The organism is Streptomyces sp. SLBN-31, assembly GCF_006715395.1.
In the GTDB taxonomy this organism is placed as follows: domain Bacteria; phylum Actinomycetota; class Actinomycetes; order Streptomycetales; family Streptomycetaceae; genus Streptomyces.
Window position 1 is genome coordinate 598,935 of record NZ_VFNC01000003.1, and the last position, 13,288, is coordinate 612,222.

A 13,288-nucleotide genomic window follows, 5' to 3' on the forward strand; every position below is an offset into this window, starting at 1 on the left:
GGGCGTCACTCCTCTTCCGGCGCTCCCGCCTCGCACAACTGCTCTCCGATCTCGTCCGCCCACCCCTGGGCCCACCGGCGCAGCTCTTCGATCGCGGCCGTGTCGAGGCCGTGGACGGCGAAGTCGGTGTCGTCGACCCAGTCCGTGCCGGTGAGGCGCATGTGGAGGTCGGTGAGGTCGAAGGTGTCACGGGCGTGACGGCGCCCGAGTTCCTCGAGCTCGGGAAGGCTCCACCAGTGCGCGGCGGCCCGGACGCCGACCAGATCCCCGACCAGGCCACGCTCGGCCAGCGCCCGGACCTTGATGCCGACGGCATCCTCAAGGGACAGGGCGAGGCCGTGCCCGGTCCGCACCGGCGCCCGCCACAGAACCTCCTTGGCCACGCCCACTTCGCACTCCTCCCCGCTCTCCGGTTCGGTGACGACCAGCCGCGCGGACAGCGGACCCGTCCCCCACACCCGGGCCTGCCACCCCGCTCCCACAGTCCCGCCCGAAGCACGGTCACGATCCGCCCCATGTCCTCGGCGTGCTCCGTGGCGACTTCCAGTTCCCGGCCGGGGCACCGGATCAGGCCGTGCGCGTGGAGGGCGTGATCGCCCGCGAGCGCGAGACGGTACGGAGTGCCCGCGGCGAGGACGCCATCGCGCACATCGGCGAGCAGCCGGCGTCGCGGCTCGGAGACGGGGGGCACGGCAGCCATCCCCCGAGTATCACCGTCCCGGACGTGGCCGGCCTTTGTCAGTGGGGGCCGCTAGCGTGCGACCGCCATCGAGGACAGGGCTTTGGGGAGAGACTGTGGGAGCCAAGACGGGGTTGCTCGTGTGCGCCGACGGAGACGTGCCGGGCCTGCTGCGACGGGTGGGAGCGGCGGACCCGGCACGGACGTCCGGTCTGATGCGGCGCCTGTATCCCGGCTGCGACTTCGAACCGCGCGGGGACGCGGAACTCGGGGACGGCGTGTATCCGCCCAAGGGCACGGCGTATGCCGCCTGCTGGCCGGGCGTCGATGTCGTCGGCGACCAGCGAGTGATGATCGACTCCCGTCCCGGTTCCCGGAGCACCTGGTAGCGGCGAGCGCCGGCCGTCGGCTCGTCTGCACGCGATGCACAGTGTCGTCGACTGGCTGGCGTTCGCCGTGTGGGAGGACGGCCGGCTGCTGCGCTCGCTGAGCGTGTCCCCGGACAGCGGGATCATCGAGAACATCGGCGAACCGCTCCCCTTCGAGCGGCCGTACTGGGCCGGGGAGTGTCCCGCCGACGTCGTCCCCTGGCCCGACGAGGACGAGGAGCCGTACCCGCTCCCCTTCCATCCACTGGAACTCGGCGAGGACGCGCTGCGCGCACTGTGCGGGTTCGTCATGGAAGGCAAGCCCGAGCCCGACGACGTCGACGCGAGCCGCATCAGGCTGCACGGCTTCCGCGTACGGGATGCGCACGCCCCGGACGGCACGCCGGCCGAGCGGCACTGGTCCTAGGGCAGGCCCAGCCACCAGGGCACGTCCAGGCTGTCGGCCGGAATGACCGTGGCCCTCGAGAGGATCCCCTCGTCGAGGGCCCGCACGAGGACGCGCAACTCACGTGCGCTCTTCTTGGGCAGTGCGTGCAGCACGGCTTCGAGTTGTGCGCGGAAGCCTGCGCCGTGGCACCCGCACTCGGGGATGCCGCAGTCGGGACCGGCGAGCGGGTCCACGAGCTGCCTCAGCGGGCCATGGGCGAGGGCGTTCCAGTGCCAGAAGGCCTCTTCGGTGGCCTCGGGCCAGAAGCGGGTCCGCTCCAGCCGGCGCAGGTCGGCCACGCAGGATCCCGAAAGACGGTCGATGGACGGGTACCGGCGCGGCCGCTGACGGCGGACGGGCAGGTCGCCCCGCAGGGCGGACGGGCGCCTACGCGGCATCGCCCCTTCGGTTGTCGGTCATGGCCGCAAACTACAGAACCGACCGCCGACCGGCCAACGGTATTGAGATCGACTCGGGCCACCGATCAGGGGATGATCCCGCACATGACGAAGGTGGCGGGCCAGGACGCCGACGACGGCCACGCGTGGGCCGAGCGTCTGGGATGGGCCTACGGCCTGACGGCACCCGATGCCGTCGACCGTGCCGCCGCTCTCGTCCGGCTGGACGACGCCCGCGCCACGGTCCGAAGGACACGTGTCCACCTCAACGAGACCCGGCGTCTGACCGCGGGTCTGGGACACGAGGAGCAGGATCGGGAGCCGGCGCTCCTGACCGCACGCGCGGCCCACGACGATGCCTTGAGTCGTTGCCTGCCGGAAGCACTGTGGAAAAGGCCGTTCTTCGAGGGGATCAGCACATGGGTGGGGCTGCCCTTCGCGCTGCATTTCCTGGAGTGGGAGGCCCGGTATCCACAGGAGTGGACACAGCACGCCAAGGCATGGGGGACGAAGGAGGGCCTCATACGGGACCTGGCGGCCGACGACCACGACGAAGCGGTCGGCACCAGACTCGTCGACCTCGTCCCGATCTCGCCGTCCAGCGCGCCTACCGATGCAAGGACCGTGAGTACGTGCGGGTGGCCCGGGCCGTGGACGGAGACGACCTGCGCGACAGACTCGCCAGGGCCCACCACTCGGACAACCCGTGGGCACGACTGCACGCCGGTTATGTCCTCTGGCTCCTCGACCACCCCGAAACCCCCAACACCCGCCACGTCTGGCGAACATGGCTGGCCGACGAAACGACGAATGCCTCTCCGGGATGATCCCGAAGGGGCTGCGACCTGCATGCACTCAGGGGGACTCGAACTCGGTACTGGGTACTGCGGGTTGTGTGGCCCCTGGCGCACCACGACATACGCCGGACTGAACGGCGGGCTTCGTGACTGCGCAGAAACGCAAGAGGCCCCGCATCTCTGCGGGGCCTCTCACCTGTGTGCACTCGGCAGGATTCGAACCTGCAACCTTCTGATCCGTAGTCAGATGCTCTATCCGTTAAGCTACGAGTGCTTGTTTTGTTTTTTCGCCGGTCCCGGTCCTTTCGGCCCGCTCGCGGCGACAGGAAGAACATTACATGACTGCCGCCGCCATGTGAAATCCGTTTGCCGTACCCCTTGTGAGCTGCGGAAACAGGCCCAAGTGGGGGTCTGGGGCGGGGCCGGGAACGACGAAGCCCCGGTCCGTCGGACCGGGGCTTCGGTGATCACTGGTGATCAGGGCGGAGGCGGAGGGATTTGAACCCTCGATGGGCTTTAAGGCCCAAACCGCATTAGCAGTGCGGCGCCATAGACCGGACTAGGCGACGCCTCCAGCACAGCCGCCCGCGCGAGCGCGAGTGGTGCGTGCAGATGATGACACAGTCGAGCGTGCTGTCACCAATCGGCCTCCACGGTACTAGGCAGTCGGGTCGCAGGGCAAAGGGGTTGCCCGGCGCGCGGCGGCGCGGGCGGCGGGGAGCGCAACGTCGTGCGCCGAACCGCGTTAGTCAGGTCATGTCCCAGGTCATCGTCCGTACCCGCCGCCGGCCCCTCGCCCGGCTCGTGCTCGCCCTCGGCGCACTCGGCGCCGCCTCCTCCCTCACCCCAGCCGTCGCCCACGCCGACGCCGACCACCTCACCGTCACGGTGCGGCACGCGGGCGGCGGCAGGGACGGGACCTTCCAGCTGTACTGCCACCCCGACGCCGGGGACCACCCCGACGCGGCGGGCGCCTGTGCGGCCCTCGATCGCGGCAGCCGGTGGGGCAGGGAGACCTTCGCCCCCGTACCCCAGGGCAGCATCTGCACCATGCAGTACGGCGGCCCCGCGACCGCGCACGTCACCGGCGTCTGGGCGGGGCGGCCCGTCAACGCGACGTACAGCCGCGACGACGGGTGCGAGATCGCCCGCTGGGACCGGATGGTGCCGCTGCTGCCGGACCTGCGGCCACAAGGCCGTCCGTAAGGGGACGTTTCTCCGCCGGCCGCGGCGGCCGCGGCGTTCGTCGCTTGGCGGAAACCACGGCTCCGTAAAGTCGCCCAGGCCACGCCGGGGACCGGAAGATACGGTCACATGTTCTGCTTCACTTCCTCGTGCGACCTCCCTCTCATCCGGCGCCGCGGGCGCAACCGGTGCCCGTAGACTCCCCCGCGTGACACGCCGCGGGCCGGTTGGCAAGATGGCCCGAGCGGTCGGCAAGGTGCGGTAACAGGGAGGAAGCGTCTCGTGAGCAGCAGGCCATCCCGAGGCGCTGCTCGCCTCGCAGCCATACTCGACGCGCTTCCCGATGCGTTGGTGCTGGTCAACGCCAACGGGACCGTCGTCAACGCCAACACCATCGCCCTGGAGGCCTTCGAGGCGCCGGGGACGGCTCTGGTGGGCCGGGGGCTGCTGGACCTGCTGCCGCAGTTCGACTCCAAGCTCATCCCCGGGTCCATGCGACGGCCCGATCACATGGACCCGCGCGGGCGGACCAAGCCGACCCGGATGATCGCCCGGCGGACCGACGGCAGCGAGTTCCCCGTCGAGGTGACCAGCGCCAACCTGGAGAACGGACAGCAGGCGTACGACGGTTACGGCTACAGCGGCGACGAGCTGCTGATGCTCGTCGTGCGCGACCTGACCGGCACCGTGGACACCGAGGCCGAGCTGGCCCGGTCGCAGCGGCAGACCGAGATGATCCTGCGGGCCGCGGCCGAGGGGGTCGTGGGCACGGACACCGACGGGCGGATCGTGCTCGTCAACCCGGCCGCCGCCCAGATACTGGGTTACCGGGCGAGCGATCTCGGCGGCAAGGAGCTGCACACCCTCGTCCTGCACTCGCGTGCCGACGGGTCCCCCTTCCCGTACGACGAGTCCCCGCTCGCCGACACCCTGCGCTCCGGGCGCAAGCACCGGGTGCGCGGGCAGGTGCTGTTCGCCAAGAACGGGGACCCCGTCGCCGTCGACCTCACCACCGCGCCCGTGCGCGACGGCGACCAGCTCGTCGGCGCCGTGATGACCTTCACCGACCGGCGGCCCTACGACGCCCTCGCGGACGAGAAGGCCGCGCTGGAGAAGCGGCACGCCGAGGAACTGGAGCGGATCGAGGAGGAGCACGCCTCGGAGCTCACCGCCCTGCGGCAGAAGCACCTCGACGAACTCGAGGACCTGCAGGAGCAGCACGAGGAGGAGCTCGCAGCCGGCGAGGAGCGGTACGCCTCGCTCGGCGAGCGGGAGAAGGACCGGTACGAGGCTCTCGCCGGGCGGCACGAGCAGCTGCTGACGCTGCTGGGGCGCTCGCTGCGGGGGCCCCTGGACGAGCTGCGGCGGGAGCTGGCCGCGCTCGCCGCCGACGACGCCGGGCAGCTGTGGCCCGAGGCCAACCAGGTGCTGCACCACCTGTCCGCCGGGTACTCACGGATCACGACGCTGATCGACAGCGTCCTCGGATACCAGCGCCTCGACGCCGGCAGTGAGCAGATCACCCGTACGAAGGTCATGCTCGACGCCGTCGTCGCGGCCGGTGTCGACGGTGCCGTCGAGCTGATCGGGCCCGGACGCGTGCAGTTCGCCGTGCACGCGCCGCCCATCGAGGCCGAGGTCGACCCGCAGCGGCTCGCGGGCGCCCTCGCGCACCTCGTCGCCGACGTCGCCGGAGTCGACGCGACCGGCAACGCGCCCGTCTCCGCGGGCGGCTACATGGACAACACCGTCGTCGTCGCCGCGGCTCAGCGCGGCGAGGTCGTACGGATCGAGGTGCGCGGGCCGTACGCCGGGGGAGACCCGGTGCACGAGCCGATCGTGCGGGGGATCGTGCGCGCCCACGGCGGTGTGCTGCAGACCCACGAAGTGCCGGGGATGAGCGGCAGCGCCTTCGTGCTGGAGGTGCCCATCGGGGGTGGGGCCGGGGCCGTGGTGGCCGAGGCCCCCGTCGAGGCGCCCGTCGCGGACGACACCTCCGGCGGCGGACGGCGGCGGGCCCGGCGCTCCTCCGTCGACGCCTTCCTGGACAGCGAGGTCACGGGCGAGAGCGGGGAGGCCGCCACCGCCGACGCGGAGGCCGGTGTGCCCACCGGGCGGCGCAGGCGGCGGGCTGTCGAGGAGTCGGCCGCCGCCGCGGCCTCGGGTGCCCTCGAGGTGTCCGGCGGCACCGGGCGGCGGCGCGGGCGGCCGGCCGAGACCGCCGGTGACGGCGTCAGCGAGGGTGCCGTCGTCATGGCCGCCGAGCACGCCGCGGGAACCGCCGCCGTCGGTACGGGCCTGGGCGGCACCGTTCCGCCGCAGGGCGTGCCCGCGCCGGGCGGGCGCCGCGCACGACACGGCGGCGGGGCACAACAGGCGCTGCCCGCGGCGCTGCCCGCGGCGCTGCCCGCGGCTCCCGCGCCGACTGGTGAACCGGTTCCGGGTGACCAGTCCGGCGAGCCCGTTGCCGCCGAGAACGCCCAGCCGACCGGGCGCCGCCGACGTGCCCTGGCCGCCGCGAACGAGCGTGCCGCCGCGCAGGAGGCCGGCCCCCGCACGGTGTTCGCCCTGCCCCCGGCGGAGGCGGACCGGACGCCCGACGGTGCGGTGGCTGCCGCGCCGGCGCCGGGGCAGCCCCAGATCCCCGGACAGACCCAGGTACCCGGACAGGCCCAGCCCCAGATCCCCGGACAGACCCAGGTACCCGGACAGGCCCAGCCTCAGGTTCCCGGTCCGCAGCCGCAGCTTCCCGGCCAGAGCGGTCAGGGCGGTCAGGGCGGTCCGGACGTCGCGGGTGACGCCCTGATCGACGACGGCCGGCACGACGCCGTACCGCACGACCAGTCCGGCGACCACACCCCGCCCCAGCCGCACCCCACAAACGCTCCGACGGGCCGCCGTCGCCGTGCCGTGGCACAGCCCGCGCAGGGAGTGCCGGCGCAGGAGGCCGCCGCCGAGCAAGGCGGCCCGGCGGCCGGCGTGCCGATGCCGGGTCAGCCGATGCAGCCGGTTCCGCCGGGACAGCCCGTGCCTTCGGGACAAGCCGTTGTGCCCGGGCAGCAGCCGCAGGTCCAGCAGGCCGTGGCCCAGCAGCCCGTGGCCGTGCCCGCGCAGGGCGCTCTGCCGGGCGGCGTGCAGATGGCGCCGGGCCAGCCGATCCCGGTGCAGGGTGTTCCCGGCCGGCCAGTACCCGCACACGGCGTACCGGTGGCCCCCGGCCAGCCCGACGCCGCCCAGGCCCTTCCCGGACAGCCGGCGCAGGCACACCCCGGGCAGCCCGCCCAGGCGCTCCCCGGCCAGCCGGCTCCCGTCCCGGCGGCGAACGCCGCTCAGACGCCGGGCGCCCCCATCCCGAACCCTGCGGCGAACGCGGCGAACGCGGCGACCCCGCTCGCGCCCGGGCAGCCGGGCCGGCCCGCGCCCGCCCAGGCCGTCGCCCCGCCCCACCCGGCACCGGGCACCCAGGCCACACCCGTGCCTCCGGGCACCCCCCTGCCCCCCAACGTCTCCACGCCCCCCGGCACCCCGATCCCCGGCCAGCCCCTGCCGGCCGAGGCACCCCCCGGCGCCGCCCCCGCCGCGCCCGTGCCACCCCACGGCGCCGCCACCCCCGTACCCCCACAGCCCGGGCAGCCCGCGACGCCCACTCCACCCCCCGGCCTCCAGCCCCCCACCGAGCCCACAACCACGGCGACCGGCGCGGGACAGGCGGCGCCCGGAGGGCGCGGTGTCGCTCAGCCGCTGTCCGCCGACGCGGCCGTCCCCGTCGACCCCAACTCGACGCAGGGGCGGGCGATCAGCGTGCGGACCCTGGGGCAAGGGGTGCCGTTCACGCGGCAGGCCGCGCAGGTCCAGCAGCCGACGGCGACTCCCGCGCCGCACAGCCCCGGGGGTTCCGGCCGGCGCCGCAAGCTGGGGACGCGGCCCGACGCCGCAGCGGGCGAGCAGGCCGCCGCGCAGCCACAGTCCGCGCCCCAGCCGCAGCCCTCCCTGGCCGGGCAGTCCCGGCTCGCGCAGGCGACCGAGGGCACCGGACGGTCGTACGCCATAGGGGCGCCGGACGAGAACGCCGCCGAAGGACCTGAGCCGCTGGACGGGCCGGGCGGGGCCGTCGAGGTCGCCGACCCGCCGCGGCCGCAGCCGCTGGACGACGAGCTGCCGCCGGAGCCGCTGGACAACCCGCGCCGGCTGCTGGTGTGGCCCGCGCCGGACGTGACGACCCAGCAGGCGCTCAGCGACCGCGGCTACCGGCCCGTCATCGTGCACTCGCGCGAGGAGGTCGACGCGCAGATCGCCGCCTTCCCGGCCGCGCTGTTCGTGGACCCGCTGACCGGGCCGATCACGCGGACGGCGCTGCAGTCGCTGCGGCAGGCGGCCGTCGCCGCCGAGGTGCCGGTCATGGTGACCGCGGGGCTCGGGCAGGCGACGCGCGAGGCGGCCTACGGCGCCGACCCCGCCGTACTGCTGAAGGCGCTCGCGCCCCGGGACAGCGAGCAGCATCCGCCGCGGGTGCTGCTCATCGAGGAGCACGCCGAGATCGCGCTCGCCCTGACCGCGACGCTGGAGCGGCGCGGGATGCAGGTGGCGCGGGCCGCGAGTGACGCGGACGCGGTGACGCTGGCGGGGCAGCTCAGGCCCAACCTGGTCGTGATGGACCTGATGCAGGTGCACCGCCGACAGGCCGGGATCATCGACTGGCTGCGCGCGAACGGCCAGCTCAACCGCACCCCGCTCGTCGTCTACACCGCCGCCGTCGACCAGGCCGACCTGCCCAGGCTGGCGTCGGGGGAGACCGTCCTCTTCCTCGCCGAGCGGTCGACCAGTGACGAGGTGCAGGCCAGGATCGTGGACCTGCTGGCCCGAATCGGCACCAACTAGCGCCTGGCGGCGGTCACTTCGCCACCAGCCGTCGTGCCGCCTCCCGCACGGAGGCGCGCAGGCGGTCGCGGTCGGTCGCCTCGGCGCCGACGAGGATGCGCCTCATCTGCGGGACGACCGCGGCCCAGTTGGCCACGGCGATCAGCAGGAACAGCAGGTCGCGGGGCGGGATGGCGTCGGTGACGACACCGCGCGCCTGGCCGTCCTCCAGGACGGCGACCTTGCGGCGGTAGTGCTCCTGGCGTTCGGCCTCGTCGGGGAGCTCGGCGGTGGCGCCGTACTCCAGGCCCTCCCAGAAGAGCAGGCGCAGCACCTCGGGGTGCTCCTCGTGGTAGTCCATCAGGCGGTCGATCCAGGCCTCGACGTCGTCCGGGTCGACGGGGACGGCGACGGCCAGGTCGAGCATGACCTTGCCCAGCACTTGTGTGAACAGCTCGGCCTTGTTGCCGAAGTAGGCGTAGATCAACTGCTTGTTGGCCTTGGCCTCGGCCGCGATGCGGTCGATGCGGGCGCCCGCGATGCCGTGCCGGGCGAACTCGGCGACCGCCGCCTCGAAGATCCGGGCCCTGGTGGCCTCGGGGTCCCTCACTGCTGCCATGAGGACAGGGTAGCGGGCAAGTAACCAACCGTTTGGTTGACAGGGAATCGAACGGCGTCCCAGACTGTTCTCCATTCCAACCAACCAGTTAGTTGCTAGAGCTGGCTCGAAGGAGTCCCTCCGCCCATGTCGTCCACAACAACCGCCACCCGAGCCCGCGCCACAGCCCCTCGCCGCCCCGCCGACGGCCTGGCCGGCCGCCTGCTGCTCCCCCTCATCGCGCTGTGCACCGCCGTCACGGCCGCCAACATCTACCTCGCGGCCCCGCTGCTCCCGCTCATCGCCCGCGACTTCGGCTCGACCCCGTCCGCGGTGGCCTGGATCGCCTCGGTCGCGCAGTTCGGCTACGCGGCCGGCCTGCTCTTCTTCGCGCCGCTCGGCGACAGCGTCAGCCGGCGCCGCCTGGTGGCCGTCCTGTCGGTCGTCACCACGGCGGCCCTGATCGCCGGCGCCACGGCCGCGGGAACCACCGCGCTCGCCGCGGCCGTCCTGGTCGCCTCCGCGGCCACCGTGGTCCCGCAGCTCCTGGTCCCGCTCGTCGCTCAGCGCGCTCCCGCCGACCGGCGCGCCCGCCATGTCGCGGCCGTCATCGCGGGCCTGTTCACCGGAATCGTCGCGGCCCGGGTGCTCGGCGGGCTTGTCGGGCAGACCTTCGGCTGGCGGACGGTGTTCGTCGGCGCGGCGGTGCTGACGGCCGTGCTGGGCCTGGCCACCGCGGCCGTCCTGCCCACGGAGAACCGCAACCGTCAGGGCTCGCTGTTCGCCGGACTGCTGGCCATGCCCTCGGTGGTCCGCCGCTCGCCCGACCTGTGGCGCGCCTGCGTGCGGCAGGCGGGGATGTACGGCGCCTGGAGCGCGCTGTGGACCTCGCTCGCCCTGCTGCTGACGGGCGGTTCCTACGGCTACTCCACCGCCACCGCCGGCCTGTTCGGCCTCTTCGGACTCGCGGCCAGCGTGGTGGCGCCCCTGGCGGGCGGACTGGTGGACCGTTTCGGCGCCGCCAGGGTCGTACGGTCCGCGTATCTCCTCGCGGCCGTCTCCGTCCCCCTCTTCTGGCTGGGCGGGCAGGTGCTCGTGGCCCTGTTCGCGGCGGCGATCGCCATCCACGCGGCCCTGGTCGCCTCCCACGTCGCCAACCAGACCCTGGCCCTGACGACGACCTCGACCCCGGCCACCGCCAACAGCGCCTACGTGGTCGCGGGCTTCGCGGGCGGCGCCAGCGCCTCGGCCCTCGCGGGCCTCGCCTTCAGCCACTGGGGCTGGGGCGGGGTGTGCGCGGTGGCGGGGGTGTGGCTGCTGCTGGGCTGGAGCACGACGGCCGTACGACGGTGACCACGACGGCCGTACGACGATGACGGCGGCGGTCGCGGCGGTCGGTCGACGGCGACCGGCACCGCCGGTGCGCGCCGGGCGGGGCTCCTCGGGAGCCCGCCCGGCGCGTCCGTGCGTCAGAGCCGGGTGACGTCCAGGTCTCCCTCGGCGTACCGCCTGCGCAGCACCTTCTTGTCGAACTTGCCCACGCTCGTCTTCGGCACCGCCTCGACGATCGACCAGCGCTCCGGGAGCTGCCACTTGGCGATCTTGCAGGCGTCGGACGCGAGGAAGGCGCGCAGGGTCTCGAAGTCGGCGGTGGAGCCCTCCTTCAACACGACTGTGGCGAGCGGGCGTTCGCCCCACTTCTCGTCCGGTACGGCGACCACGGCGGCCTCGGTGACGTCCGGGTGGGACATCAGCGCGTTCTCCAGCTCGACCGAGGAGATCCACTCGCCGCCGGACTTGATGACGTCCTTGGCGCGGTCGGTGAGGGTGAGGAAGCCGTCGGCGGAGATGGTGCCGACGTCGCCGGTCTTCAGCCAGCCGTCCTCGCTGAACTTGTCGGCGGGGCGCAGGGCTTCGGCGTCCAGGCCGTTGTAGTAGGCGCCGGCGATCCAGGGGCCGCGCACCTCCAGCTCACCGGCCGACTCGCCGTCCCAGGGAAGGCGTTCGCCGCCGGGGCCGGTGAGGCGGGCCTCGACGGAGGCGGGGAAGCGGCCCTGGGTGAGGCGGTAGGCGAACTCCCCCTCGGTGCCGACCGCGTGGGCCGGCGGGCGGGCGACCGTGCCCAGCGGGGAGGTCTCCGTCATGCCCCAGGCGTGGCAGACCCGCATGCCCAGCTCGTCGAAGGCCTTCATGAGGGAAGGCGGGCAGGCCGAGCCACCGATGGTGACCTGGACGAGGGAGGACACGTCCCGCGGCTTGGCGGTCAGTTCGGCGAGCAGCCCCTGCCAGATGGTGGGGACGGCGGCCGCGTGGGTCGGCTTCTCGCCCTCGATCATCTCGGCGAGGGGCGCGGGCTGCAGGAAGCGGTCCGGCATCAGCATGTTGACGCCGGTCATGAACGTCGCGTGCGGCAGACCCCAGGCGTTGACGTGGAACTGCGGGACCACGACCAATGAGGTGTCCTGGTCGGTCAGCCCCATGGATTGGGTCATGTTGACCTGCATCGAGTGCAGGTAGATGGACCGGTGGCTGTAGACCACGCCCTTGGGGTCGCCCGTGGTGCCGGAGGTGTAGCACATGGAGGCGGCCGTGCGTTCGTCGAGCTCCGGCCAGTCGTAGGTCCGCGGCCGGTCCGCGAGAAGCTCCTCGTACTCGTGCACCCGGGCGTGCGCACCGGCGAGCACGGACCGGTCGCCGGGACCGGAGACCACGATGTGCTCGAGCGTCGGCAGCTTGTCCAGCAGCGGCGCGAGCAGCGGCAGCAGCGAACCGTTGACGACGACGACCTTGTCGGCCGCGTGGTTGACGATCCAGACCAGCTGCTCGGGCGGCAGCCGGAGGTTCAGAGTGTGCAGGACCGCGCCCATGGAGGGGATCGCGAAGTACGCCTCGACGTGCTCTGCGTTGTTCCACATGAGGGTCGCCACACGGTCGTCGCCCGCCACTCCGAGCTCGTCGCGCAGGGCGTGCGCCAGCTGCGCCGCGCGCTCTCCGATTTCGGCGAAGGAGCGGCGGTGCGGTTCGCCCTCCCCGGTCCAGGTGATCACCTGTGAGGTGCCGTGGACCCGTGACCCGTGGGTCAGGATCCTCGAGATCAGCAGCGGTACGTCCTGCATGGTGCTCAGCACGGCGTCCTCCCGGGGCGACATTGCCTACGCGGTAGTAGGGGCTCGCGCTGATTCTGCGCACATACCGAGCGGTATGTCACTAGCTGCCGGTGATCGATCAGGTCACGGTGGCGGAAACCGACCCGATCGCGGGAACCGCGCTACCGCACCAGGCCCAGCTCGGGATCCTCGCGGAGCTTGCCGAGCGCGCGCGAGACCGCCGACTTCACGGTCCCCACGGACACCCCGAGCACCTCGGCCGTCTGGACCTCGCTGAGGTCCTCGTAGTACCTGAGGACGACCATCGCCCGCTGCCGGTCGGGAAGCCTCATGATCGCCCGCCACATCGCGTCGTGCAGCGCCTGCTGCTCGGCCGGGTCGTCGCCGCCGGGCACCGGCTCCGGCTCGGGCAGCTCCTCGCACACGAACTCGTCGACCTTGCGCTTGCGCCACTGCGAGGTGCGCGTGTTCACCAGGGCCCGGCGCACGTAGCCGTCCAGCGCCCGGTGGTCCTCGATCCGCTCCCAGGCGACGTACGTCTTGGTGAGCGCGGTCTGCAGCAGGTCCTCCGCGTCGCTCGGGTTCGCGGTGAGCGACCGGGCGGTGCGCAGCAGCACCGGCTGCCGGGCCCTGACGTACGACGAGAACGACGGGTACGGCAGAGTCTGCGTCGCCGGGCCGGCGGCGGTCGAAGCGCTGGTGCAGACGGGTGTGGTCATGGCTCCACGCTATGAGCGGGTGCACCGTGCGCTCATCGGCCGCAGGTCCCGAAGCCGGGTCCGCCTCAGGTTGTAGGGGTGGGGCCGGCTGCACCTCCTGAAGGTGGACGAGCGGATGAGGGCCACTGCGGG

10 protein-coding genes, 2 tRNA genes and 1 pseudogene are annotated in these 13,288 nt (G+C 73.1%); 6 read left to right on the forward strand and 7 right to left on the reverse strand.

Annotated elements, in window-relative coordinates; genetic code table 11:
• Positions 1–5: 5 nt before the first annotated feature.
• Positions 6–700: pseudogene (locus FBY22_RS40320) on the reverse strand (hypothetical protein).
• Between the two features lie 95 nt (positions 701–795).
• Between FBY22_RS40320 and FBY22_RS46145 the strand changes: the two are divergent.
• Together FBY22_RS46145 and FBY22_RS46150 are read left to right on the forward strand one after the other, a co-directional pair.
• Positions 796–1,068 (forward strand): DUF6928 family protein, encoded by a 273-nt coding sequence (locus FBY22_RS46145; RefSeq protein ID WP_399212770.1) that lies wholly within the window; start codon positions 796–798, stop codon positions 1,066–1,068.
• Between the two features lie 34 nt (positions 1,069–1,102).
• A complete protein-coding gene (locus tag FBY22_RS46150; protein WP_399212772.1) occupies positions 1,103–1,474 on the forward strand; it encodes a DUF6928 family protein in 372 nt (123 codons plus the stop codon).
• Here FBY22_RS46150 and FBY22_RS40330 read toward each other — a convergent pair.
• Positions 1,471–1,893 carry a hypothetical protein gene (locus tag FBY22_RS40330; protein WP_142153417.1) on the reverse strand — a complete coding sequence of 141 codons (423 nt, stop codon included), beginning with the start codon at positions 1,891–1,893 and terminating at the stop codon, positions 1,471–1,473. The genes FBY22_RS46150 and FBY22_RS40330 overlap by 4 nt on opposite strands.
• A gap of 632 nt (positions 1,894–2,525) precedes the next feature.
• On the opposite strand from FBY22_RS40330, the gene FBY22_RS45605 reads away from it, so the two are divergent.
• Positions 2,526–2,720: a hypothetical protein gene (locus FBY22_RS45605; RefSeq protein ID WP_260845372.1), complete on the forward strand. Its 195-nt coding sequence runs from the start codon at positions 2,526–2,528 to the stop codon at positions 2,718–2,720.
• Positions 2,721–2,891: 171 nt separating this feature from the next.
• Here FBY22_RS45605 and FBY22_RS40340 read toward each other — a convergent pair.
• Together FBY22_RS40340 and FBY22_RS40345 are read right to left on the reverse strand one after the other, a co-directional pair.
• Positions 2,892–2,964, reverse strand: a tRNA-Arg gene (locus FBY22_RS40340).
• Positions 2,965–3,173: 209 nt separating this feature from the next.
• Positions 3,174–3,264, reverse strand: a tRNA-Ser gene (locus FBY22_RS40345).
• 182 nt (positions 3,265–3,446) lie between these two features.
• Between FBY22_RS40345 and FBY22_RS40350 the strand changes: the two genes are divergently transcribed.
• Positions 3,447–3,896, forward strand: a complete 450-nt coding sequence (locus FBY22_RS40350) for an SSI family serine proteinase inhibitor (protein ID WP_174267420.1) — start codon at positions 3,447–3,449, stop codon at positions 3,894–3,896.
• A 261-nt stretch (positions 3,897–4,157) separates the two neighbouring features.
• Positions 4,158–8,753, forward strand: coding sequence for a PAS domain-containing protein (locus tag FBY22_RS40355; RefSeq protein WP_142153421.1), 4,596 nt, complete (start codon positions 4,158–4,160; stop codon positions 8,751–8,753).
• Between the two features lie 13 nt (positions 8,754–8,766).
• Here FBY22_RS40355 and FBY22_RS40360 read toward each other — a convergent pair whose 3' ends face one another.
• Positions 8,767–9,351, reverse strand: a complete 585-nt coding sequence (locus FBY22_RS40360) for a TetR family transcriptional regulator (RefSeq protein ID WP_142153423.1) — start codon at positions 9,349–9,351, stop codon at positions 8,767–8,769.
• A 126-nt stretch (positions 9,352–9,477) separates the two neighbouring features.
• Between FBY22_RS40360 and FBY22_RS40365 the strand changes: the two genes are divergently transcribed.
• Complete coding sequence (locus tag FBY22_RS40365; RefSeq protein ID WP_142153424.1) at positions 9,478–10,683, forward strand: MFS transporter; 1,206 nt, start codon at positions 9,478–9,480, stop codon at positions 10,681–10,683.
• Positions 10,684–10,799: 116 nt separating this feature from the next.
• Here the strand turns inward: FBY22_RS40365 and FBY22_RS40370 are convergent, their stop codons facing one another.
• Positions 10,800–12,479: a long-chain fatty acid--CoA ligase gene (locus tag FBY22_RS40370; protein ID WP_174267421.1), complete on the reverse strand. Its 1,680-nt coding sequence runs from the start codon at positions 12,477–12,479 to the stop codon at positions 10,800–10,802.
• 119 nt (positions 12,480–12,598) lie between these two features.
• Positions 12,599–13,156: a SigE family RNA polymerase sigma factor gene (locus FBY22_RS40375; RefSeq protein WP_142153426.1), complete on the reverse strand. Its 558-nt coding sequence runs from the start codon at positions 13,154–13,156 to the stop codon at positions 12,599–12,601.
• Positions 13,157–13,288 lie beyond the last annotated feature (132 nt).